Origin of the sequence: Trichormus sp. NMC-1 (genome assembly GCF_001858025.1) — a bacterium.
Taxonomy (GTDB): domain Bacteria; phylum Cyanobacteriota; class Cyanobacteriia; order Cyanobacteriales; family Nostocaceae; genus Anabaena.
This window is the reverse complement of the sequence record NZ_LZQD01000012.1, coordinates 75,479-99,895: the sequence shown is the minus strand read 5'-3', so window position 1 is coordinate 99,895 and position 24,417 is coordinate 75,479. Positions and strand designations below refer to the sequence as shown.

Sequence of the window (24,417 nt, the reverse complement as noted above, 5' to 3'; positions counted from 1 at the left end):
TTTGTAAAATCAGTGTTCTTCTGGTTTTACATCTCAACTTTTTGAGATAGGATTACTAACAGGGATATAAAAATTAGGCTTGTCAACCCAATACCCCGCTCCAATTCCATGACGGAATGTATTTTGAAAACCTCGGTATCCCGACGGGACACGTAGTTTTCACCTTTTAATCTTTTTTGTACCTAGCTAACCAAGCTTTAATAAACTCGACTACTTCCTCCTTTTCAATCACAAAGGCAGTGCCTTTTCTTCTGAAAGCCAGAATTTTCATGTTTCCTACTTCAGAATAAAGATGTTCCTTGTGATTTCCAATTGCCTTGGTGGGAGGCCATAAAACCAGAACTTTAGCTGTGGGAGTCTTTTGCGCCTCACGGGAGGACATCCCAAATAAGTCTCTATTCTTATTGAGCCACTTTTCATAATCTGCCAATTCAACTAATGGGCAGGGTTTCCAGATTTTGAGCGCATTCTTGTCTTTACGTTTTACCTGTAAAGCCTCTCTCGCTTCGTTGTAAACAATCTCCCTATGTCCTTGGGAACGAATAGAGATAAACAGGTGAGTTTTGCGCGGAAACCTGATAAACAAGTCAATAGGGTTCTTATCTTCAATTTGAAGCACTGGAAAAACTTGTATTCCTTCGCTTTTAAACTCCTCTAAAAGTACAGTGGTTAAATTTTCCAGTCGCGCAATCTTTTCCACCCTAACCAACGGTTTGTAAGCCAAGCCAAAAAGTAACCAGCCAGCCGGGCCGATTGTGCTTGTAGCAATTGTTGAATCACTAGCGGCTAGAGCAACAGTGGAGTCAACGTTTTTTGCTTCCCTAAGTCCCTCTAAAGCCGCTTCGTTGTGCGGCGGTAGCTGAAAATCGGTTGGTGGGTCTTTCACGGTCAACATTGGCGACATCAACAATTAATGATGTGAAAATAACACTTCCTTTCCAAATACTAATGCCTAATATGGCATTTTGAACCAATGGTTGTTTAATGTTATCCAGTTTAATAGCTATCCAAAGGAATGCGTTTATACAAGAAATCGACCTTTTGATAGGGATTAAGCGCGATGGGTTATATCTAACGCTTGCTCCCATAATTTTTGAGTTTCTTCTTGACTGGAAACACCTAAAAGCAATGTACACCAAAGTCGAGCATCTCTTTGCAGTCCTATTGAATACCAGCCTGAAAAATATCCAGGATTTTCTACTGATGGTTGCGGCTCACAGAGAGTTTCAATTTGTGAAACCGTTTTAAATTTTGTTCTATAACAGTTCTCTGTCCAGGGAAAGATAGGACTATTTCCCAGGATTATCGTTCTGTCGTAAGAACAATCTGTGATTACAGCTTGTCCAGGGAGAAATTCTGAACATAATTCTGATAAGTCTACGAACTCATGGTTGAACGGATGGGCGCACATGATTTTCTTGGCTATTCCAGATGGGAATTTGGAGCTAATATCTATTGGTTCTATCTCACAGTAAAAATCTAAGTACAACCATTCATTTGTTACATTACGGACAAATCGCATTCCCACTTTAAATTTAGGAAACCAACCTGTGAATCCTTCTTGACAATGGGGTGTGTATTCCCAATCAAGATCCAATAAATCAAAATATGCTGCCCACCTCGCTTCTAGTTGTGAGTTAAAATTTACTCCTCTATACTGAAATGCTTTCACTTTTTGAAAGCCGTAACTTGTTTTTTTGCGGTAATTATTCAAATAACTTGACATATTCACCTCTATTAATTTCTTTTTAAGCTATTTTTTTGAGGTTCTAATCAGTTTTTTTCCTCGTTTTTGCTCAATAAATGACTCTGTACAGACTTAAAGTTCCCAATTTAGAGTTTGTGTAAATTTGCGCTTTTTGACTGGTTGTTTCCTGTCATATAACAGCTGATTCCAACCAGCTTGACCGGGAGACACTCTTTTGGCTTGGGGGAGTTCAGTCAATAGGTCAGATATCAAGTCTTCAACTTTTTCATTATCTTTAAAAGCGATGACCACTGTATCAAGCGAGTCCAAAAATTCTAAAGGTATTTGAGAGCGTTCGCCTATAGCGGGCGTTTCGCCATCGCCTACACTCCAATACAATGTCGGTTGTCGTTGTTTTTTGTCAACAGTTGATTCTAAGGCAATAACAGAGAGAACTTCGATAGGGTCACTGAGTAACACTGCTCTTGTAACAGTGGTATCCGTAGCAATCCAAAAACTACCGTTTTTTGTTGTTTCAGAGTTGAGGGGAATAGCAGTAAAATCACCAGTTGGTTCTAACTGTTTGGCAAGAGTTGGAACATCATCAAGCGTGCGTTCTACAAAAACTGGTTGACCAGTTTGACTGGGATACAGCCAACCCTTTTGATACAGTTCATTGAGCAGAGAAACGGGTATATTATATTGCTGGTTTAAGTTTTGGCGTATTTGTTTCCAGTTTGCGGGTTTTGGTGTAGGTAAGCAATTTGTTTGTGTTGCAGCTGGTGTGACATTTTCAGCAGTTTGCTCTGTTATATTTTCGATATCCTGATCATCTCGTGTTGCTTTTACTGTTAATGTAATATTTTCAACTGGTTGTCTCATCAGTTTTTGGATATCCTGATCATCCTCCGTTGCTTTTGTTGTTGATGTAATATTTTTTACAGGTTGTCCTAGAAGTTTTTCGATATCCTGATCATCCTCCGTTGCTTTAACTGTTGATGCAATATTTTTTACAGGTGGCTCTAGAAGTTTTTGGATAAGCTCAATATTCTGTTCTGTTTCTACTGCTGATGTTGAATGGTCAACAGTTTGTTGGTTTTGAATACGGTTTTTATTGTGTTTTCGAGAAACAACTGATATTGGAGTTTCAGTAGTTTGCCCAATTTGAATCCGGTTTTTATCTTCTTGTAAAGAAATCAGTGCCGTGTTATTTATTACATTATTATCATTTTTAATGCGTTGTTCATTTTGTTGAGTTTTGCTGAATGCAGCATTGACAGTAGGTTGCTTGGTTGGTTTTGGCGTGTGCTTATTATTGTGTTTATCTTGATTGGATGTAGTATTTTCAACATTTCGCTTCATTAGTTCTTGGATGCGTTTATCATCCTGTTTAGGAATATAGCTAACACCACGATGCTTTTGTAAACCAGGAAAAGTATATGCTTTACCCAGGTGTGTACCACTGAAAGCTACTCCATCAAGTTGATAACTAATGCCTTTGACCTTGCCTGTGCGAGTATAACCAACGCAAACATTAATACCTTGTTGTTGCGCTCTTTCTATCAACTCTGGCATAGTTGGGCGGTCATGGGTTACTTTATCGAGCGATAGCGAAGCGCTCCGTAGGAATCGCTGAAGTTTGACTCTCACGCTTTCTTCCCCAGTTCTAGCAAGTTGCCTACATTCCCCAGTAGTGGGACTGTGTTTATCTTTTTCCCAACTAGGTTGTACTGATTGTAGATTGTATTCTTTTTCTAATCTACGGATGATAATTTCACTTCTGGGATTGTCCCAACTATCAGAAACTGTAGTGCCATCTAATTGAATGCGACTGGCTGCAATATGTGCATGATCATGAGTGCGGTCAGTGTGTCGCACTACAATATATTGATTCATAGTGAAGCCCATTGCCTGTAGATATTTTTGGGCGATTTCATCCCAAGTGTCATCATCTAAACTTTCGTTGTGAGGCAAGCTGAGAGAAGCGTGATAAACAGCCCTGCTTACCTTCGGGTTTAATCTTCGAGATATACCAAATTCAGCCGCTAATTCCCGTGGGTTTGTTCCTTCCATATTCCCACCGATTTGTCTTGCTCCTTCTTTGCTAAAAAGGTAGTTTAGTAGTCCCCGGAAACTTTTACCTTTGATGTGTTTGCCAATCATATTAATTTCCTAGTAGTCTTTCTTTATACTCAATCGTGTAGTGTTGGGAACTCCAGAAAATAAAATATGCAGTTTCTGTAATCAACACAACTGTCTCTTAACCCTCTTCCATTAAACTGGGAATCACAAAAGTAATTTTCTAAGTTTGAAATCCAGATGTGATAAAGGTTTGAGCATTTTATTAAAAATAAAATATGGCGAACATTTTGGAACATTAATAAATCGCCAAAACCCTTGTTAAATAAAGGTCTCAAATTTTGCGTTACCTAGAGTGATGGAAGAGGGTTAACCTGCTCCCTTATTATCAAAACAATGGGATATTTTTGATTTGGAAGTCCCTCAGTGGTGCAGAATTTACGCTTCATCCTGTATATCAGTAATTAAATCAACCTCCGTGATTTCTCGCCGCACTTGTCTGACCAAATTTCTCACCTCTTCCAACAATGCTCGATCAACAACCACTGGTTCACCCATAAGTACCGATGTATTGATAGCTTTAGCGATTTGGTTAAGGTTGTTACCGATTTTTCCCAACTCCCAATAAGTTTGACCTGCCACTTTAGTGACACGCCTGGGTAATCTATGTTTGATAGTCTTGGCACGGAATAACTCTGCCATCGTCAAACTGTTTTCTGCTGCCATTCGTTGCACCTGTTCTTTTTCTTCTGGTGTGAGGCAGATATGAAACCTGATTGTGCGCTCTTTTGGAGGCATGGCTGAATTGCTGAATTTCTGACAAAGATTATGTTGTATTTCTAGTTTGAAATATTTAAGCTAATCAGTCATTAGCCAAGTGGATATTTTTTTCTTGTTTTTTATGACTGATGTTAAAACTGAATTCAGTTTTCGTTGAGTCTGATTTTTTTCGTATCGTCTCCCCCTCCGTCACGGTGGTTTACCTACTTAGGTAGGGGAACCGTGAAAGGAGGGCGAGCTTGTCGCTGTTCCCCTGAAAATTACAAAATTTTTTGTCATAGAGATGCACATTGCGACATAGCTTGCTACGCGCCAAACGTTTTTTTGGGCTACTCAAATCAAAAACTTAGGTGGCTTTGAAATGGCGCTGAGTTGGCGTAGTATTGGCGTACACTTGGCGTATTATTTTGTCAATAAGCTTTTTTATTGAAACTAAAATATATACATAGTGTACTTGTTTATGTAGTATTGGCGTGTACTTGGCGTATTACTGGCGTTAAAATGGCACTGAGTTGGCGTAGTATTGGCGTAAGCTTGGCGTAGTATTAGCATTGAAATGGCACATTTTTCAAATTGAATTCAAGAACATAAAAATAACTCGTTGATCACCGCTTGTGAAAAAAATAGCCAACTGGATAAAAATTTTGGCAAAAAAATAGTCAGTAGATAGATAGGCATAATTTTTATTTGCACTTAACTTAAAAAGAAGTTGTTAGACAAACCAGAATCAATGTCAAACTTGATCGTCAGTTTTGACCCTGGTGCTTCCTTGACCAAGATTGTTTATGAACTAGCAACTGAAGGCAAACCATGTTTGATGACAATGGAACCAGAAATGCTAAGGTTGCCGCAAAGTTCGATTGACGCTTATATGTCAAGTCGCAAGGGTCTAGAATCTTCTCATCCAGTAGATGAAGCCTGGGTATCTTGTACAGCAGATGGTGATACACAATGTACAGTAGTGGGATTTTTGGCACGTCAGTTTTCAGCATCGGCCAGACTAGATAAGCTCAAGTACGAAACTTCAATTGATAAAGCTTTAGCAGTAATCGGTGCGATCGCTCAACACAATAAACTGCCCAACAGATTTTCATTATCACTGACTTCACTACTACCCTATGGTGAATATCAAAATCGCCAAGCCTTTGAAGAACAGTTGCGGGTGGCACTCAAAGATTTTAAATTTCGGGGTCAAAGGTTGCGGGTAAAACTAGAACGATTCGAGTGTCTGCCTGAAGGTGCAGGATTGGCTATGATTCGCCAACGCCAGAATGGGAAAGCATGGTTCAATGCTCAAAGCATTGCTGTGCTGATGTTTGGGCATCGAAATACCAGCCTTCTTTTATTTGAACGCGGCAAGATGACGGCGGGTTATACGAATGGGTTGGGCTTTCACCAAATGGTAAAGCGGGTAATTGAACGCACATCTGGACAAGATGCCACTACTTTAACTGCTGCTATCTATGCAGCCGGTGCAGATATCACAGCAGATAACCAAGCAATTCGCGCTTTGGTCAAAAGCAAAGACCCAAAAAACATTAATTATGAGTTGCAGATGATTGTTAATGCCATTGCTACTGCCAAAGCAGAGTATTGGTCTAGGCTTTACGACTGGCTGGAATCCACTTTACCTGCGGTGAATGAAGTCATTTTGAGTGGTGGTGCAGCTTTGTATTTAGAGCAAGAATTACAGGAATGTTTTGAAGAGATTTCCACTTACTGGGGTACAGATTTACAACAACAAGTACAGGAAGCATTTAATAATGCCAGTAATGATGATCACCATACATTTCGAGAGCAGGAAACTTTGTCCTTTAGGTTAATTGATGCTTTTGGTTTATTTATGCGATTTAGAGCGCAAATGGAGAAAGTAGCATGACTAACAAGAAACAAGGAAAAAATAACGGTAATCACAGAGAACGCAGCACTAATGGTAAGGGTAGATCGCCTCAAGAAACTGATACTGACAAACATTATAAAAATTTGAATTATCGGTTTCGTGCTTATTCAAATACTTCCGATGGTAAGTTAATTACATACTTACAACAAGGTAATGGACTTAGTACCACCAAAGAAATGATATTGCAGGCATTAAGAATGTGCTGGTTACCGTTAGCATACAAGGCACAAACAGATGCAGGTATTAGTGAGCAAGAAGTGCATCAGATAGGTTTGATTTGTTGTCATGCTTTAGAACAACACTTAGCTTATTTACGAATCGAATTAGGATTACCACACAAATCAAGTGATGTTTTACCTGTACCTCTAAGTACGATGACTAATCCTCAAACCTTGGCTGCTATGTTTGGTTTGGATGCTAGTAATTTTACTAGTAATGATGATAGTAGTAGTGAAAGCCAAGGTAATAGTGAACAGGCAAATAATCAAATTGATTCTGACTCTTTCATTCCTGGTAAAGGCTCTTTTTATGATGAAGATAATGATATGTTTTCAGATATTTAAGCATCTATAGGACTCTATTTATTTTTTGAACTTTTTTCAGATAAACCCCTGTTTGGATAAATATTTAACTCTCATCATATTTTCAAAATTCCAAACAGATTCCTATACGAATGCACAGTTAGTTAAATAACAAAGGAGAGAATAAGATGACTGCAATTCACTTCATCGATGGTGAAAAAGGTGGTGTTGGCAAGTCTTTGTTTGCCAGAGTCATGGTGCAATATTGTATTGACAATAAATTACTTTATGAATTGGTGGAAGCTGACCAAAGTAATCCAGACGTAGGTGCATTTTACCCTGATAATCATAAAACAGCAGTGTTTAGTGAATCAGAACGCAAAGCTTATGAAGCTGATGAGATCTTTGATTTAGCACTGGAAAATTCTGTGATTGTTAATTTACCTGCTCAAGTATACCCAGCAGTAACAGATTGGATTGAGCGTAATCAAATTTTAGAAATTAGTGGTAAAAACAAGGTCAAGATACATAAATGGTTTGTTTGTAGTGGAGGATATGACAGTCTACAGTTATTCATGCAGTCTTTAGAAAGATTTGAAAAAAAAATAAAACATATCTTTGTCCGTAATTTTGGTTTATGTGATGACTGGAAACACATAGATGAAAATCAGGAGTTAAAGGATTTAATCAAGACGTACAAAGTTCCAGTAATTGATTTCCCTAAGTTTAGCTACCGAGAAAGGAATATCCTTGATGCCAAACGGATAAACTTTTCTGAAGCTAAAAATTATGGTGAACTAGGAATATTAGGTAAACAGCGATTGCATAGGTTTCTCAAACAAGCTTTTGAGGAAATTGAAAAAGCTAAAATTTGGAACCCACCAGCAGCTTCAATTACTCCACCCTCAGAAAAAGTTGATAGTGCTAATAGTAATGGGAAAGTCGCTACCAAGAAGTAAAGTAAAGCCAAATAATTATGACTCATTATCACACTGAAGAACTCGATTTAGATGATGATTTTTTGGATTCAGTAGCAGCCAGAGGTAAAGGTTTAAGTCGCATTCCTTACCCTACTTTATTAGATTTAGCCATTCGCGGTAAAGATGATAATTTCAAAGCTAGGGTTTGGGAAATAGTTGTTCAAACTGGACTAGATCCTGATGACCCAGCATTTTTAATGATGATTGCTACTGGTAGGTTGCAAGTGCTATTGGAAGACAGTCCTAAAGAAATGGAGACCATGTTTGACCAATGGCAAACACAACTTTATGACCATCTTCAAAGCTACGAAAAAGCAGCAGTCAAAGGTCAACAGAAAGCGATTGCTCATTCAGTCACAGCATTAATCAAGCGTACAGAATTTGAGCGTGCTATTCATTCAGTTCCATCATTAATTGCAGCTGGAATACTATTATTGATTACCGCAACAGTGGGTGGAATCCTGGGTATAGGTGCAATGCTTTGGTATCAATCTAGCAATTTAGATCCAACTGGTTCACGTCAATTGACTCAACAAGAAGCTAATGCTTTAGCATGGGCAACTACTAATGAAGGTAAATTTGCTCGCAATTTTATGGAATGGAATCGAGATTTATTGACCAAAGATAGTACCGGTCAACTTGCCTGTACTAGAGAAGTAAAACGTTTGGGAGTAACTCTAGAAATGGGAGCAAGCAGTAGAAAAGCTGTATCAGGTTTTTGTACTCTTTGGGTACAACCTCCTAATCAACGCAAGTTTGTTTCTCAGTAAGTATTAAGCTGTCCGCAATCTGTTTTTAACCGTATTTGATATTAGTTGTTAAATTGTGAAATAGGAGTAAATCAATGTTGAAGAGAAAAGTAAACTGTTTTTTGTTAATGATAACAGGAATGTTTCTAGCAGCTTGTACTCCTGATACTGTAGATACAAATAGCAAAAGTGAAAGCAATATTGCCAAAGCACAAGCTCCCTCTATTCCTGATTATCCAACAATGTATAATGTTGAGGTAAAGGTTTGTGGTAATATTCTTGCCCCGGTTAAAGAGGGTAAACGCTGTATTAATCAAAAGCTACGTTTGTGGGGTTCAGTGGAAGGAGTTAAATTGGTTCAGACTGGTATTCCTCTCCCAGCACTGTCTGCTGTACGACATAAAATTGCTATTAGTTCTAAAGGTTGTTATCCTGAATATTCTCAACCTTCTGAGCAGAGGTTTTATTGGGCAGATACTATGATTCCCGTAAATAAGACAGGAAAGAAACCAACAATTGAAGTAAACAAAACTCAACTGTCAAATCAAGAAATTTTCAGTTTAATGAATAGTCGCTTTTCTACTCCAACAATTGCCACGTTTGGTGGTGTTGGCTGTAAACCTCTACCTGTTAAAAAATAGTTACACCGGATTCCTTTGTTATGAGCTACAGTCTAATCTTCTTGGTTTTTTACTTTTACCTTCTGTATTAAAATAAACTGTACCTCATTACATCGGGAAGGCTGTAGTTTATAGCAATAAGTTTTCTCTAACTTGTAGCAAGATATTCTGTATTTTGAATACTTGCCGACAAACATCAAAACTCAAAACTGCTTTCTTTTCAAGGCAATTTTGAGTTTTTATTTAGAGAATTGAAGAGATTATGCAAATTTGGTTTGTACTTTCTTCTGAAGTAAGTTGATAATTGCAGCTTTTTCTAAAATTCCGACTAACAACCCATTGTCACGAATTACAGTCAGTGCTGATAATTTTTGTGTTTCGAGTAACCGTACTACTTCCAGCAATGGTTGATCCGATTGTACGGTGCTAGACTGCTCAATTGGTTTCATTACTTGGAAGACTTGAGTTTCTGACCATAATGTATTTGGGATGGTTCGCAAGTCATCAACTGATATTGCTCCCAGCAATTGTCCTTCCTCATCTGTCACCAAGAAACGACGGTATTCCTGAGCATTTAAGAGATGTTGATCTGCAAACTCTCTTAAATTCAAATTCGCTTTGACAATCGGGCTATCGTTGTTTACAGCGTCCGCTGCTGTTAAACCTGTGAGTTTTTCTTGCACTCTAGCAAATTGGGCAGCATTACCAGCATTTTGCAGCAAGAATAAGCCAATTAACAAGTTCCAGACGTTAACAAAGCTACCAAATAATAGTAGAGGAATTAAACCAGATGCGATCGCTAACCAACCAAAGATTTGTCCAATTCGGCTGGCAACAACCACTCCTTTATAGGATTTACCAGTAATTTTCCAAACTATTGCTTTAAGTATATTTCCTCCGTCCAAAGGCAAGCCAGGAATGAGGTTAAATAGAGCTAAGGTCAAATTAACAGAAGCTAGTAGACCCAGGATAGCAGCCAATGGTCCAGATGCAGCAGTTGCAAAACCAACTGTTGTCGCTGTAGCAAATAGCATCAAACTAACTATTGGTCCTGCAATAGCTACCCAAAAAGCTGCTCCTGGAGTTGGCGATTCTTTTTCTAAGCTTGCCAGTCCACCAAATATAAATAGTGTAATTGATTTAACATCAATTCCTTGGCGAATAGCGACAAAGCTGTGTCCTAATTCATGGGCGACAACTGAGCTAAATAACAGTAGCGCCGTCATCAATCCTAGTACCAAAGGCAATCCCCCACCTAATTGGGGAAATTGTGCCGCCAGTCCGCTGCTGTAGCTCCAAGTTACCAAACCTAGAACTAAAAACCAGGACGGATGTATATAAAAAGGTATTCCAAAAAGGTTGCCAACCCGAATTGTGCTATTCATGGCGTTTACCTGTGACATGGGCATTGAGAAGTTTGTTGTTTCTCTCAATGCCCTTATCGTAACGAAATATTAAGTAAATTTAATTTTTGTAACGGTAGTGGTGTCCGTCCGTTCAGGTGTGGTTATGCGAATTTAGCCTCGAAAATACAGTTTTTATGGGTAAGGGTGGGTGGGCAAAAAGTTACCCCACAAAGAAGCAGGGGAGCAGGGAGCAGGGAGCAGGGAGCAAGGGGATAGTTCGGGTGGAGTCCGCCCGTTCGCTCTGATCAACGGCAGCAGGGGGAAATGACCCCTGCTAGAAAGCCCCTTTCACCCTGCCTCTTTGGCTGCTATTTTCACTAATAGATACTTAAGACGCTTCAGCAAATCTAGCTGCACGTTGTTGTTTGTGAGCCTTGCGTCGCTCTCGTACTGCATCCAAATCTTTTAAGCCATAAAAACGTTTAGCATAAGCTAACAGTTCATTGATGGGAGTATCAGCATAGTCCTGGCGAAACTCTGTGTTGTGTTCATTCCAATCAAATTCTTCTTCATTAAACCGCGCTTTAGCAGCGAGTTCTCGTCCAGTCTCCTCTCGTAAAACTTCGAGTACCATTAATCGTACTTTATCTTGATATCCCATTACTTTTTCCAAAGCTTTGGTTTCTTGTTGATTACGTTTCCGTTTAATTGGATTTTCCTTACTTTGATATTCCATCGCTTTTTCTAAAACTTTAGTTTGTTGCTGATTACGTTTCATAAAATTGTCCTTTGATTAACGAATTAATTACTTGTAAGTAGGTGAACAAAATAAAATTAAATTTTTCTGTTCATCTACTTATCTCGCATAGATAGCATCGACAGATGCCTTCTGAATTAAAATTCACTTTCTGATTGCTAAAGCTAAAATTCAGTTGCAATTATTGTCTTCAATTCTGTTTGTTGTATTAGCTATGCGCTCAAATAAAATGCCCCGACTCAGATAATTCGGGGCATAATAATTAATCTTCAACCTCTAAATCTTCGTCATCTTCATCCTGTTCAAAATCGTCATCTATCCAGTCATCTGAGTTATTACTTAAACCATTAAGTCCCTCCATGCGTTTAGAGCGAGCAGCTTTATGAGCAGCACGTCTATCTCGAATTTCATCCAGATTATTCAAGCCGTAAAGTTTGCGGGCATAATTCACCAATTCTTTCAATGGTGTGTTCAGATAATCGTTACGAAACTGTGTGTTATGTTTTTCCCAATCAAACTCTTGTTCATTAAATCTGGCAGTAGCTGCTAATTCTCTCCCCGATTCTTCCCGTAATACTTCAATTACCATCAAATGGACTTTCTCCTGATAAGTAATTACTCGCTCTAAAGCTGGAATATGCTTTTTAGTTTTAGAGGCTGTTTTAGTGGCTTTGCGAGTCTTCAGCATGAGAATTACTCCTTGATTTTTTCTGTTTTTATCATAGAAACCGCATCGAAAGATGCAATTCGCTGAAATTCCTATTCGTTCATTCTTTCCAAAGTTTTATTAAATTTAGTTTTTTTATAGGCATTCCTGTGGAAGCATTCACTTTTGGCGAATTGCCTTTTTTAGATGAACCATATAGTAGGGTTTTTGGAGTACGAAAATTATGTTTATTCCAAAAGTGGATGCTCCCCATTCCTGTTAGCATAACTTGGCGTATTACTCCTATTTCTTCATACAAGCTATGGCTCATGGGATAAAATTTTGTACTTTAAAACTGAAATCATCTAATTTCAGTTTCTAATTAATTCCGCATTTAGACAACAATTTATAAATTCAAAAAATTGTTTGAGATATTATAAAAAGTAATAATTCTGATTTTTCTACATTCTTTAGTTCAAACTCAATAAAAAAATAACCTGTATTGTTGGTAGCAATACATGGTTATTTATAGTTGTAATTCTGTTACTTGTTGAGAATCAATTACTCGTCATCGTCCTCATCATCTTCATCTAAATCGTCATCTTCATCTTCATCCAAGTCCTCATCGAGTTCATCGTCATCATCCTCATCTTCGTCCAAGTCCTCGTCAAGTTCGTTATCTAAATCATCCAGTTCTTCCACTTCTTGTTCTTGGAATGAGTTGCGACGTTCTAGTGACGCACGGTTGAATTCGACTAAATCAGCTATTGCTTGCTCCGGGTCTTTGCTGATTGTGTCGTACAGCATACTCATGAAAATAGCAACTACTTCTGGTGGTATCTCCAATCCCCTGGAAGTGATTGAGCAAATTACCTATCTGCTGTTTTTGCGTCGTCTCGATGATCTGCATACCCTAGAAGAAAACAAGGCTAACCGACTCAAGCGCCCAATGGAACGGCGGATTTTCCCAGAAGGGGAATTTCCAGAAGGGGAAAATATCAAAAAGCGTCCTTATGATGATTTACGTTGGTCGCGGTTTAAGCATTTTGCAGCAGCAGATATGTTTACTGTGGTGAATGATTTTGTTTTCCCTTTTTTGCGATCGCTCGGTGGAGATGATTCAACTTACGCCCACCACATGAAGGATGCCCGGTTCACAATTCCTACCCCCGCGCTACTGTCTAAGGTGGTAGATTTGCTGGCTGATATCCCGATGGAGGACAGGGACACTAAGGGCGATCTCTATGAATATATGTTGGGTAAGATTGCCTCAGCAGGACAAAACGGACAGTTTAGAACACCGCGCCACATTATTCAGTTGATGGTGGAACTGACAGCACCCAGTCCGGGGGATGTGATTTGTGATCCAGCGAGTGGGACTTGTGGCTTTTTAGTGGCTGCTAATGAATATTTGCGGGAACATCACCCGGAAGTTTTGCGCGATGTCAAGCTGAAGGAACATTTTCATCATGGGATGTTTCACGGGTTTGATTTTGATAATACTATGCTGCGAATTGGCAGTATGAATATGCTCTTGCATGGCGTGGAAAGCCCAGATGTGCGTTACAAGGATTCATTAGCACAGGAGCATTCAGGGGATGAGGAGGCTTATACCCTGGTATTGGCTAATCCTCCCTTTGCTGGGTCTTTGGACTATGAAAATACGGCTAAGGATTTACAGGAAATTGTCAAGACTAAGAAGACTGAATTGTTATTTTTGGCGCTGTTTTTACGATTGCTGAAGCCGGGGGGACGGGCGGCGGTAATTGTGCCGGATGGGGTGCTGTTTGGTTCTTCTAAGGCACATAAGGAACTGCGGCGGTTATTGGTGGAGGAGCAAAAGCTGGATGGGGTGATTTCGCTGCCTGGTGGTGTTTTTAAGCCTTATGCGGGTGTTTCTACGGCGATTTTACTATTCACTAAGACTAATTCGGGGGGAACTGATTTTGTTTGGTTCTACAATGTCAATGCTGACGGCTGGAGTTTGGACGATAAAAGAGCGCCTTTGCTTGCTGAGGATAAGTTAGGAACTGTACCTACTGTGCCGTTAACAGCAGAGGAGCATCTTAAAAATAATCTCCCAGATGTGTTGAGTCATTGGCAACTGCGGAATACTACGGAACGGGAGCGCCCCCGCACGGCTCAGAGTTTTTGTGTACCCAAGTCTGATATTGCGGCTCAAGGTTATGATCTGAGTTTGAATCGTTACAAGGAAGTTGTGCATGAGCAGGTTGATCATCTTGCACCTCAAGAGATTCTGGCTAATTTGGCGAAGTTAGAGGTGGAAATTCAGCAGGGGATGGAAAAATTAGAAGCATTGTTAAAATAGTTAATACAAGCCGTTTATGGGAGAAATAGCTATGACAGTTGCAACTGCTAAAAAGATGACTTTTGAGGAATTTCTTAATTATGACGATGGGACAGATTATTTATATGAGTTGGAAAATGGGGAGTTAATTTTTATGCCTTCTGAAAGTGAAATAAATCAAAGAATAGCAATATTTTTATTAATCTATTTTTCTCAATTAGGTATTCCCTATTATCGGTTAAGAATGAAAACAGAAATAGCTGTATATAGTCGGATGGTGGGGGTGCGTGTTCCTGATTTGGTGGTGTTTTCTGAGGAGTTAGCCCAAGTGATGCAAAATGCTACACGCTCTCTTATTTTAATGGATATGCCGCCCCCTTTGTTGGTGGTTGAGGTGGTGAGTCCAAATCAGGAAAATCGTGATTATCGTTATAAGCGTTCTGAGTATGGAGCGCGGGGAATTGCTGAGTATTGGATTGTTGATCCGATGGGGCAAAAGGTGACGGTTTTGGAGTGGGTGGAAGGTTTTTATGATGAGCGAGTTTTTACAGGGGATGAGGTGATTTGTTCGCCGTTGTTTAGTGATTTGAAGTTAACTGTGGCTGAGGTTTTACAGGGATAAAATTTGATGAAAACTATTAAGGAAATTCGGGAAGTTTTATCACTACAAAAGCAATCTCTCTGTGAAAATTATCAAATTACAAAAATTGGGATCTTTGGTTCTTACGCTAGGGGTGAGGAGACAGAATTGAGTGATGTTGATATTTTGGTTGATTATGAAACAGCGCCTACTTTTATTATGTTGGTGGAACTTAGGGATTATTTAAGTCAGTTGTTTGGCTTGAAGGTGGATGTTGTTACTAAGAACGGGCTTAAACCCCGGATTCGTGAGCGTGTTTTAGCTGAGGCAATTTATATATAATTTATATTACCGAAGAGCAAAAAATTATGCAAATTACTTTAGACATACCTGATGAAATGGCGCGAAATTTAGAATCTCGCAAGGAAGATTTACCCCAAATTTTGGCTTTAGGATTGCGAGAAATTAGTGCTAATCCGGGGACGGGTTTTTCTGGACTAACTGAAGTTTTAGAGTTTTTGGCAAAGTTACCATCTCCTCAAGAAATTTTAACTCTCCGTCTTTCGCATGAGGTTCAGGCTGAAATTGAATCTCTTTTAGACAAAAATCGTAATCAAGGTTTGGATGAAAGCGATGGTTCGACTCCGCTCACCAACCATCTGTGTCTGTGGCAACATTATGAGTTTATTGAGCATTTGGTACGTCTTGCTAAGGCTCAGGCTTTGCTCAAGTTACAACAAGGTGATGTTCCCTTCGACTTCGCTCAGGGAACGGGAGCGGGAACGGTTGTTTTCAGGACGGTTGCTTAGAATAAGGATTACAAATATATGGCTTATATGTATATTCTTGAATGTGCTGATGGTAGTTATTACACAGGTAGTACAAAAGATTTGGAGCGGCGACTGTGGCAACATCAACAGGGAGAGGGTGCAAACCACACAGCGAAACGGTTGCCTGTGAAGTTGGTTTTCTGTGAATATTACGATCGCGTGGTGGATGCTTTTGAACGCGAGAAGCAAGTACAGGGTTGGAATCGAAAAAAGAAGCAAGCTTTAATTGCAGGGGATACAAATCTATTACATCAGTTAGCTGAATGTCAAAATGAAACTCATTACAGTAGGTTAGCTGGTAATGGTGGTGATGGTTTCGACTTGTCTCGACTTACTTCGACTTCGCTCAGTACAAGTCGCTCGACAACCATCGCTCAACCATCAGAAGAACGTTCCCTGAGCAACCCAGATGATCCAGAATACCGCAACCGCTCCCTGAGCGAAGTCGAAGGGAGCATTTGAATGATAAAAGAATTGGAGGAGATGCTGGGATGAGTAATTTGCCTAAAGGGTGGATAGAGAAAAAGCTGGGAGAAATTTGTACTATTACTTCTAGTAAAAGAATTTTTCAAAGTGAATATACCCCAAGTGGAATTCCTTTTTATAGAACCAAAGAAATAAAAGAGCTTGCTAATGACAAAGATGTAACAACTGAATTGTTTATTTCGGAAGAAAGATATAAAGAAATAAAGGTTAATTTTGGCATTCCAATAGAAGGAGATATGTTATTAACCGCTATTGGAACTATAGGTGAAATATATATAGTAGAAAAAGATAAAGAATTTTATTTTAAAGATGGTAATGTTTTGTGGTTAAAAGACTTTAAATCGGTCAACACTTACTATCTTAAATTCGCTTTAAGGATCTTTATTGAACAAATTAAAAAGTTGTCAAATGGATCAACATATAATGCTTTACCAATTGAAAAATTAAAAAATCATAAGATTTCCCTCCCTCCCCTAGAAGAACAGAAACGGATTGCAGAGATACTAGATCAAGCGGAAGAACTGAGGACTAAACGACGGGATGCGATCGCACAACTCAACACCCTCAATCAATCCATCTTTCTAGAAATGTTCGGCGATCCAGTTACAAATTTAAAAGGGTGGGATAAGAAATTTATTAAAGATATTGGTCAAGTAATTACAGGTAATACTCCTTCACGAGCTAATACTGAATTTTACGGTGATGCAATTGAATGGATCAAATCGGATAATATCAATACTCCCCTAGATTACCTAACGCAAGCAGAAGAAGGTTTATCCGAATTAGGTAAATCAGTTTCAAGAATTGCTCCTTCAGGTTCAATTTTAGTTACTTGTATAGCTGGAACACCTTCTTGTATAGGTAACGCGGCAATTGCAAATCGTGACGTTGCATTTAATCAACAAATTAATGCCCTAGTTCCATTTACATATAATGTCAAATTTGTCTATACTCAAATTTTAGTTGCTAAAAAGCTTATCCAAGAAGCTTCTACAGCATCAATGAAAGGAATGGTGAGTAAATCACGCTTTGAAGAAATTAGGTTTATTTGTCCACCGCTCCAATTACAAAAAGAATTTTCCCATCGCGTCGAAGCTGTAGAAAGCCTCAAAGCAGCACACCGCGCATCACTATCAGAACTCGATGCCCTTTTTGCTTCCCTCCAACATCGAGCCTTTAGAGGAGAACTATAACCTGAATAAAACCATGCAAAACACAGCCAACATTGAACAGATAATCCTCAACAACCTACGCCAACTACCCCCAGAAAAACAACAAGAAGTTTTAGACTTTACCGAAATTCTGCAACAAAAACTCACAACAACAAAAACAAAAACATCTTCACCATCCCTCAAAGAAATTGCAGCCATGCCATTAACACAAAGACATCAGCACCTTGCCCAGTTCATTCCTCAAACCGCCACAGACTTCCTCACCAACCCAGAACTAACAGAATTTTCCGTATTAGACACTGAAAACTGGGAGCTTCAACATGACTAACCTTTACAATCATTGTTATCAGGTCTAGTTATTTGCATTGATTACGAACCCAGTCCATAATATATTATTATACACAAAAGCTTGATTAACTGAATGAGCCAGTTTACCTTCCTGCAAACCGAATTTCCGACAATTTACGAATCTGCTCACAAAGCCTTTAAAACAGCCTATCGTGACCCTCGTACAGCCTGTTTCTATGCCCGTCGCGCTTTGGAATTAACGGTAAACTGGCTCTATAAATACGATACATCCCTAAATTTGCCCTATCAAGATAACGTTAGCGCCCTGATTCATGAACCTACCTTTAAAAACTTAGTTGGTGAAGCCGTATTTAACAAAGCAAAATTAATTATCAAACTCGGTAACAATGCAGTTCACAAAGAAAACAAAGTTCCCGTTAATGATGGCATTACCGCAGTCAAAGAATTTTTTCATATTGCTTATTGGTTAGTTCATACCTACGGACGCACCACCAAACCAGAACCAGGACTAACATTTAATGTTGATGCTATTCCTAAAACTGCGACAGTTTCTCAAAAAACCGTTGCCCAACTTCAGAAATTAGGAACAGAACTCAAAGAAAAGGATGAAAAACTTTCTGTACTTCTGGCTGATAAAAATACTCTAGATGAGACAATTAAACAACTACGGGCAGAATTAGCATCTGTAAAACAAGCAAATACTACCCAACCAGATACTCACGACTATTCTGAACAACAAACCCGCGACATCTTCATAGACTTGCTATTAAAAGAAGCAGGGTGGGCGTTAAATCAAGAACGTGACCGCGAATTTCCAGTGATAGGGATGCCCAATTCGTCGGGTACAGGTTTTGTAGATTATGTTTTATGGGGTGATGACGGTAAACCTTTAGCAGTGGTAGAAGCCAAACGTACCCGCACAGACCCCCGCAGCGGTCAGCAACAGGCTAAACTCTATGCTGATTGTTTAGAAAAACAATTTAATCAACGTCCGCTGATTTTCTACACCAACGGTTACGAACATTGGTTATGGGATGATACCAATTATCCACCCCGACAGGTGCAAGGTTTTTACAAAAAAACTGAGTTGGAATTGATGGTACAACGCCGCACTACTCGCAAGTCCTTAGCAGCAGCCAATATTAAACCTAGTATTGCCGAACGCTATTATCAAACTCGTGCTATCCGTCGGATTACTGAAGCCTTTGAGACAGATAAAGACCGCAAAACTTTGATAGTCATGGCTACAGGGGCAGGAAAAACTAGAACAGCGATCGCATTAGTAGAAATTTTGATGCGTTGTAACTGGGTAAAACGGGCATTATTTTTAGCCGACCGGGTAGCTTTAGTAACGCAAACTATCAACGTATTAAAAAAACATTTACCCGACGCTTCACCAGTGAATTTAGTCACAGAAAAAGATGGAGAAGGGCGAGTATTTGCTTGTACCTATCCAACTATGATGGGATTAATAGATGATAGTCGTGAAGGAGAAAAACGTTTTAGTGTCGCTCATTTTGATTTGATTATTATTGATGAAGCCCATCGTTCTGTATTCCAAAAATATCGGACTATTTTCAATTATTTTGATGCGTTATTATTAGGACTAACTGCCACACCCAAGGATGAGATAGACCGCAATACTTATGGATTATTTGATTTAGAAAGTGGTGTACCTACAGATAATTACCAGCTTGAAGATGCGGTAAAAGATGGTTTTTTAGTACCAACTCAAGCGGTATCAGTTCCCCTGAAATTTCAACGTCAAGGTATTAATTATCATGAACTTCCAGAAGCAGAAAAAGAAGAATGGGATAATTTAGAATGGAATGATGAAGGTAATATACCCGAACGAGTAGAAGCAGCAGTAGTAAATCAATGGCTGTTTAATAAAGATACTGTAGATAAAGTATTAGAGCATTTAATGACTAGGGGTTTAAAAGTTGCCGGTGGGGATATTTTAGGTAAAACAATTATCTTTGCTAAAAATCAAGATCATGCCAATTTTATCGCGGAACGTTTTGATGCTAACTATCCCCAATTCAAAGGTGAATTTGCTCGGATTATTACCTTTCAAACTAAATACGCTCAATCTCTAATAGATGACTTTTCCAAAAAAGATAAACAGCCCCATATTGCTATTTCTGTAGATATGCTGGACACGGGAATAGATGTGCCAGAAGTAGTAAATTTAGTCATGTTTAAATTGGTTCGTTCTAAAACTAAATTCTGGCAAATGCTAGGACGGGGAACTCGTCGTTGTGAGGATTTATTTGGTATAGGACAAGATAAACAATTTTTCTATTTATTCGATTATTGCCAAAATTTAGAGTTCTTCAAGCATAACCCAGAAACGACTGATGCACCTATAGGAAAGTCTCTAAATAAACAGTTATTTATTACCCGCTTGGATTTAATTGCGGAATTAGATAATATTTCACCCCAACCCCGTTCGGTGAGCGAAGTCGAACCGAGCGAAGTCGAAGTAGTCGAAGGGAGCAAATTTGAAGATAACTTTGAAGAACCAAAAACCAATGCTGAACTGCGTAGTCAATTAGCCAATTTACTGTATACAGAAGTTGCAGCTATGAATAGCGAAAACTTCGTGGTTCGTCCTAAGCGCCGATTCGTAGAACAATATGCTAACTCTAAATCATGGGAATCTTTATCAGATGAAGATTTTATTACTCTCAACCAAGAAATAGCCGGTTTACCTTCTCAATTGGAGACAGAAGCAGAAGAGATAAAACGATTTGATATTTTGGTATTGAAATTACAATTAGCGATATTGCGCTCTCACTCCAGCGTTAAACATTTACGAGAACAAATAAAGTCACTTGCTGGGTTACTTGAAGAAAAATCAGCCATTCCCTTAGTACAGCAACAATTACCTCTAATTCAGGATATACAAACCGACGAATGGTGGGAAGATGTAACATTACCCATGCTAGAGGTACTACGGAAACGCCTACGGGGTTTAGTCAAGCTGATTGAGAAACAAAAACGTATACCCATTTACACTGATTTTGAGGATGAAATGGGTGAGGAAATTGTAGTAGAGCTACCTGGTTTTACATCATCTGATAATTTTGAAAAGTTTCGCGCTAAAGTACGGGCGTTTTTGCGATCGCATCAGGATAATATAGTTATTTTCAAACTCAGAACCAACAAACAACTGACTCCATCAGATTTATCCGAACTAGAAAGCATATTAGCAGAAAGTGGTATTGGGGAAACTGAAGATATTATCCGCGCTAAAGAAGAGTCACAGGGGTTAGGCTTATTTGTTCGTTCTCTAGTAGGACTAGATAGGGAGGTAGCCAAACAGGAATTAGCTCGTTTTATATCTAACAAGAAACTTAATGCTAATCAGATAGAGTTTGTGAATATGATCATTGACTACCTCACAGAACACGGTGTCATGGATGCTGCACTTCTCTACGAATCTCCATTTACCGACATTACTCCACAGGGACCCGATGAATTATTTACCTCTTCCCAAGTAGATGAATTGATTTCTCTACTGGAAGAAGTTTATGGTAGGGCAGTGGCTTAGTTATTCAATTAAACCTGACCTTACGTTGCGCGGAATATATCGCTATTGCTCAAATAAAAAACATAGTCTGCTGGATACTAATAATTGTCCATAAGGCTAAGACATCAGCAATCAATTTGCTCTACAAGGGGAAAGGAAGTCATTCAAATCAAACTCATGAAGTTGACAGACTGGCCTGCCTTAGCTAACCAAAATACGGCAATTGTGGCTGTGGAATATCATACACCTGACAGAATGCAGATTTTAGAGCAGTTTTACCATTGGGGTGAGGAGCAATCTTTGTCAGTCTTTCTCTGGAATCCCGGTTACTGCGAACTACAACAATTAATTCAGCATCAAGGCCAGTACATCTTACAGTCAACTGATAGGGGTAACAATGAGGATATTCTTCAGTATCTTTTGTCAGACTATCAACCAGGTATTTATTTGTTGGAGGGAGTGTTACAAGAAGATGATGGTAGCCAAATTAGTCAAAAACTTAGCTATCAATTACTGAATGCTTATCATCAAGCTTTGTGGAGTCAGCAAGCTAATTATTGGGTATTACTAGAAACTTACGTTCAACTACATCTAGAATTACAGCCTTTTATTCCTGTACTGTCTAATCCATTGCCAAACCAACAGCAGGTAGAACTGATTGTACAGCAGTTTTTTGATTGTTGTTCGCACTCGACTTTAGCCAATGGCTATCCTTACTCAAAAACAAATTCAACAAACCAAGCATTGCAATTGCTAATTCGTGCCTGTCAAGGTTTACCCAGAGGCGAGATAAATTTGCTACTGAAACAATGTTTAGGTTTTGCAAATCAGCTTGAGGATATCGCCCAATTAGTTCTTGAGCATAAAGTTAACAAATTACGAGGACGTGGTTTAGAGTATATTGCACAACCGGATATCCCCTCATCTGCGGGGTTAGATTTATTGGCAATAAGGTTAGAAACTATTACCTGTTTGCTGCAACCAGAAGCACAAACATATCACTTGAAGTTTCCCACGGGAATGTTGTTATGGGGACCACCAGGAACAGGTAAAAGTTTATCTGCCAAGTTAGCAGCCAAGAAAATGGGTTTGCCACTGTTAGCCGCTAATTGGGGTGTACTATTGGGTAGTCCTCATCCTGACAGAGCCTTAAAGGAATTTATCGCTTTGGTAACATCCCTTGCTCCCTGCGTTCTCTACTGGGATGATTTTGATAAAGGTTTTGCTGGTTGGGACTCGAACGCAGATGGAGGTGTAGCCCGGCGGTTGTCTGCGGGTTTGTTAACGTGGATGCAGGAACACCAAGAACCTGTTTATACAATTGCCACTATCAACCGTCTAGAAATGTTACCAGCGGAATTAGTGCGTCGTTTTGATGATATCTTTTTTGTAGATTTACCCCATGAGGGGGCAAGATACGAAGTTTTCAATTTACATTTAGCTAAGTATTTTTCAGCTTTTTCAGGTAATGATTCGCCTTGGAGTGATGAGCAATGGCGGAGGCTGTTGGCTGAGTATAGGATTTGCACTCCAGCCGAAATTGGTAATGCTGTGCGTCGTTGTGCTGAGAATGCTTTTGCTCAAGGTAGAGCAGGACAAATTGAGTTTGAGGATTTACTAAAACAGCGATCGCAATTTACCCCAGCAATGGAGCGAGAATCAGAACAAATGCAAGCTATTCGCAATCAGGCTATTTATGCTCAACCTGTGTCAAGTGAGGATATTTCACCGTTTGCTTATCAGCATCGAGAATTATTTGAATAAGCTGACTGACAGATGAGATTGGTAAATTAATTGGTTCTTCTTGACATTTTTCCAACCTTACATTGTTGAGGAAGGGGCATTCGGTGGATCATGGTGAACACCTAACTTGAAATCATTAATATAGATCACGTCTGTACTTGATTTGGGATTGTCAATTGCCAAATGAACTTTTTGGGCAGGAAAATAAATTTTTTGGTAATCCTCAAGTATCTGTTCTGGTGAAATGTCTTCTTGGTTTCGCTGAATTGCTCTCTCCAAAGCAGTGACAAATGAACAATCAATCCAAATCTTAAAATCATAGAAATGTTGGAGCGATCGCTTCAGCAAAAATATTCCTTCAAGCACAATTATATCCACATTTGCAAATTGATAATTATAGGTTTGTGGTATACCTGTAATTCCAGTTAAAACAGTCGTTAAATTAACCATTCGTTGATTTTTTAACGGCAGTATCAATTTTTGAAATAGATCATCAAAATGAAAAGCATGATGATAAAAATACTCTCCTGGATGTTCAGAATTAAATCGCTCGCTTGGTAACTTATGCCAAGGATCTAAATTAATAGCAACAGCATGAAGATTTTGCTGATTCAAAGCAGTAATTAATTTTTCAGTAATATAACCTTTTCCAGAGCCATCAATACCACTGACAGCAACTAAAAAAGCTCTATCTATTGATAATTTTGATTGCTTTTGGAGGATAGAATTAGCTAAATCTTGAATATCTATCATAAATTTCCCCCTTTTTTTGTTAATTGATAATCTTCAAAAATTACCTCATACCCATTTCCTTGTGGTGATGCACACATAATTCCGACTTGAATATCTTGCTGAACTGGAAAATAAGCCATTCTCAAGGGAACATAGCGGTCATATTCATCTAAATAAGCGATATGAATAGCCTCTTGACATCGCTCAACCCGTAGCTGAAAAATCTGAGGAGGATTTAATAAAGGTGTAAATGACCAATCTGAATAGTTATGAGTGACAACAGCACTCACATTTTGCACTCCATCAACATATTCAATTCCAGTTTTAATCCAATGTTTTTCATCGGCACGAATCATAATTCCTGCCTGATCATATAAGTCTTGATATTTGCCTTTTATCTTGACATCAACAACAAAATCTGTACTCACTCGGTCAAAGTAGAAATGTCCACTATCACGAATAAAACCATAGTGAGTTATCCGCCAAAAATCAGTTTTTGGTGCAGTTCTAATGATGATTTGCTGCTCAGAATGCGACCAGTTAGCAGGTTCATTAAGCCATTCCATAGTTTTTGCTATTCTTAGATGTAAGGGAATAAGTTGTGTAATTTTACCGTGAGCAGATGAGTTTAAAAATATAGCAATTTTCAAACTTATC

25 protein-coding genes are annotated in these 24,417 nt (G+C 38.9%); 14 read left to right on the top strand and 11 right to left on the bottom strand.

Annotated features, from left to right (window positions below; genetic code table 11):
* Positions 1-166: 166 nt before the first annotated feature.
* The 4 genes from A9Y75_RS24610 to mobC all read right to left on the bottom strand — a co-directional run bounded on the left by A9Y75_RS24610 (position 167) and on the right by mobC (position 4,564).
* Positions 167-895, bottom strand: a complete 729-nt coding sequence (locus A9Y75_RS24610; protein WP_177176289.1) for a hypothetical protein — start codon at positions 893-895, stop codon at positions 167-169.
* A 156-nt stretch (positions 896-1,051) separates the two neighbouring features.
* The gene (locus A9Y75_RS24605) at positions 1,052-1,726 is read right to left on the bottom strand and encodes a hypothetical protein (RefSeq protein WP_071192322.1); all 675 of its coding nucleotides are present in this window, start codon (positions 1,724-1,726) and stop codon (positions 1,052-1,054) included.
* Positions 1,727-1,819: 93 nt separating this feature from the next.
* Positions 1,820-3,850 (bottom strand): relaxase/mobilization nuclease domain-containing protein, encoded by a 2,031-nt coding sequence (locus A9Y75_RS24600; protein WP_071192320.1) that lies wholly within the window; start codon positions 3,848-3,850, stop codon positions 1,820-1,822.
* A 354-nt stretch (positions 3,851-4,204) separates the two neighbouring features.
* A complete protein-coding gene (gene mobC / locus A9Y75_RS24595; protein ID WP_236721525.1) occupies positions 4,205-4,564 on the bottom strand; it encodes a plasmid mobilization relaxosome protein MobC in 360 nt (119 codons plus the stop codon).
* Positions 4,565-5,276: 712 nt separating this feature from the next.
* Between mobC and A9Y75_RS24590 the strand changes: the two genes are divergently transcribed.
* The 5 genes from A9Y75_RS24590 (at position 5,277) to A9Y75_RS24570 (ending at position 9,337) form a co-directional block, all read left to right on the top strand.
* Complete coding sequence (locus A9Y75_RS24590; protein WP_071192318.1) at positions 5,277-6,425, top strand: ParM/StbA family protein; 1,149 nt, start codon at positions 5,277-5,279, stop codon at positions 6,423-6,425.
* Complete coding sequence (locus A9Y75_RS24585; protein ID WP_071192316.1) at positions 6,422-7,009, top strand: hypothetical protein; 588 nt, start codon at positions 6,422-6,424, stop codon at positions 7,007-7,009. Before A9Y75_RS24590 ends, A9Y75_RS24585 begins: the two co-directional genes overlap by 4 nt.
* 146 nt (positions 7,010-7,155) lie before the next feature.
* Complete coding sequence (locus A9Y75_RS24580) at positions 7,156-7,926, top strand: mobilization protein (RefSeq protein ID WP_071192314.1); 771 nt, start codon at positions 7,156-7,158, stop codon at positions 7,924-7,926.
* A 17-nt stretch (positions 7,927-7,943) separates the two neighbouring features.
* Positions 7,944-8,717 (top strand): DUF6753 family protein, encoded by a 774-nt coding sequence (locus tag A9Y75_RS24575; RefSeq protein WP_071192312.1) that lies wholly within the window; start codon positions 7,944-7,946, stop codon positions 8,715-8,717.
* Positions 8,718-8,791: 74 nt separating this feature from the next.
* The gene (locus A9Y75_RS24570; protein ID WP_071192310.1) at positions 8,792-9,337 is read left to right on the top strand and encodes a hypothetical protein; all 546 of its coding nucleotides are present in this window, start codon (positions 8,792-8,794) and stop codon (positions 9,335-9,337) included.
* A gap of 239 nt (positions 9,338-9,576) precedes the next feature.
* On the opposite strand, the gene A9Y75_RS24565 is transcribed toward A9Y75_RS24570, so the two are convergent.
* From A9Y75_RS24565 to A9Y75_RS24545, 5 genes are all read right to left on the bottom strand, one after another.
* The gene (locus A9Y75_RS24565) at positions 9,577-10,701 is read right to left on the bottom strand and encodes a site-2 protease family protein (protein ID WP_071192308.1); all 1,125 of its coding nucleotides are present in this window, start codon (positions 10,699-10,701) and stop codon (positions 9,577-9,579) included.
* Between the two features lie 349 nt (positions 10,702-11,050).
* Positions 11,051-11,440 (bottom strand): hypothetical protein, encoded by a 390-nt coding sequence (locus A9Y75_RS24560; protein WP_071192306.1) that lies wholly within the window; start codon positions 11,438-11,440, stop codon positions 11,051-11,053.
* 241 nt (positions 11,441-11,681) lie between these two features.
* Positions 11,682-12,107, bottom strand: coding sequence for a hypothetical protein (locus A9Y75_RS24555; RefSeq protein ID WP_016948729.1), 426 nt, complete (start codon positions 12,105-12,107; stop codon positions 11,682-11,684).
* 79 nt (positions 12,108-12,186) lie between these two features.
* Positions 12,187-12,396: a hypothetical protein gene (locus A9Y75_RS24550; protein WP_071192304.1), complete on the bottom strand. Its 210-nt coding sequence runs from the start codon at positions 12,394-12,396 to the stop codon at positions 12,187-12,189.
* Positions 12,397-12,626: 230 nt separating this feature from the next.
* Complete coding sequence (locus tag A9Y75_RS24545) at positions 12,627-12,872, bottom strand: hypothetical protein (protein WP_201788442.1); 246 nt, start codon at positions 12,870-12,872, stop codon at positions 12,627-12,629.
* Positions 12,873-12,876: 4 nt separating this feature from the next.
* Between A9Y75_RS24545 and A9Y75_RS24540 the strand changes: the two genes are divergently transcribed.
* From A9Y75_RS24540 to A9Y75_RS24500, 9 genes are all read left to right on the top strand, one after another.
* Positions 12,877-14,394 carry a class I SAM-dependent DNA methyltransferase gene (locus A9Y75_RS24540; RefSeq protein WP_071192301.1) on the top strand — a complete coding sequence of 506 codons (1,518 nt, stop codon included), beginning with the start codon at positions 12,877-12,879 and terminating at the stop codon, positions 14,392-14,394.
* A 31-nt stretch (positions 14,395-14,425) separates the two neighbouring features.
* The gene (locus tag A9Y75_RS24535) at positions 14,426-14,995 is read left to right on the top strand and encodes a Uma2 family endonuclease (protein WP_071192299.1); all 570 of its coding nucleotides are present in this window, start codon (positions 14,426-14,428) and stop codon (positions 14,993-14,995) included.
* A gap of 6 nt (positions 14,996-15,001) precedes the next feature.
* On the top strand, positions 15,002-15,295 hold the full coding sequence (locus A9Y75_RS24530; RefSeq protein ID WP_071192297.1) for a nucleotidyltransferase family protein: 294 nt from the start codon (positions 15,002-15,004) through the stop codon (positions 15,293-15,295).
* A gap of 26 nt (positions 15,296-15,321) precedes the next feature.
* Positions 15,322-15,762, top strand: a complete 441-nt coding sequence (locus A9Y75_RS24525; RefSeq protein WP_143046499.1) for a hypothetical protein — start codon at positions 15,322-15,324, stop codon at positions 15,760-15,762.
* 18 nt (positions 15,763-15,780) lie between these two features.
* Positions 15,781-16,245 (top strand): GIY-YIG nuclease family protein, encoded by a 465-nt coding sequence (locus tag A9Y75_RS24520; RefSeq protein ID WP_071192295.1) that lies wholly within the window; start codon positions 15,781-15,783, stop codon positions 16,243-16,245.
* 29 nt (positions 16,246-16,274) lie between these two features.
* Complete coding sequence (locus tag A9Y75_RS24515) at positions 16,275-17,462, top strand: restriction endonuclease subunit S (protein ID WP_177176288.1); 1,188 nt, start codon at positions 16,275-16,277, stop codon at positions 17,460-17,462.
* Between the two features lie 13 nt (positions 17,463-17,475).
* The gene (locus A9Y75_RS24510) at positions 17,476-17,769 is read left to right on the top strand and encodes a DUF2281 domain-containing protein (RefSeq protein ID WP_071192291.1); all 294 of its coding nucleotides are present in this window, start codon (positions 17,476-17,478) and stop codon (positions 17,767-17,769) included.
* Positions 17,770-17,862: 93 nt separating this feature from the next.
* Positions 17,863-21,306, top strand: coding sequence for a DEAD/DEAH box helicase family protein (locus A9Y75_RS24505; protein WP_071192289.1), 3,444 nt, complete (start codon positions 17,863-17,865; stop codon positions 21,304-21,306).
* A 156-nt stretch (positions 21,307-21,462) separates the two neighbouring features.
* Positions 21,463-23,049 (top strand): AAA family ATPase, encoded by a 1,587-nt coding sequence (locus A9Y75_RS24500; protein WP_071192287.1) that lies wholly within the window; start codon positions 21,463-21,465, stop codon positions 23,047-23,049.
* Between the two features lie 57 nt (positions 23,050-23,106).
* On the opposite strand, the gene A9Y75_RS24495 is transcribed toward A9Y75_RS24500, so the two are convergent.
* Positions 23,107-23,781, bottom strand: a complete 675-nt coding sequence (locus A9Y75_RS24495) for a uridine kinase (RefSeq protein ID WP_071192285.1) — start codon at positions 23,779-23,781, stop codon at positions 23,107-23,109.
* A complete protein-coding gene (locus A9Y75_RS24490; RefSeq protein ID WP_236721524.1) occupies positions 23,778-24,410 on the bottom strand; it encodes a DUF1349 domain-containing protein in 633 nt (210 codons plus the stop codon). The genes A9Y75_RS24495 and A9Y75_RS24490 overlap by 4 nt, the downstream gene beginning before the upstream one ends.
* Positions 24,411-24,417 lie beyond the last annotated feature (7 nt).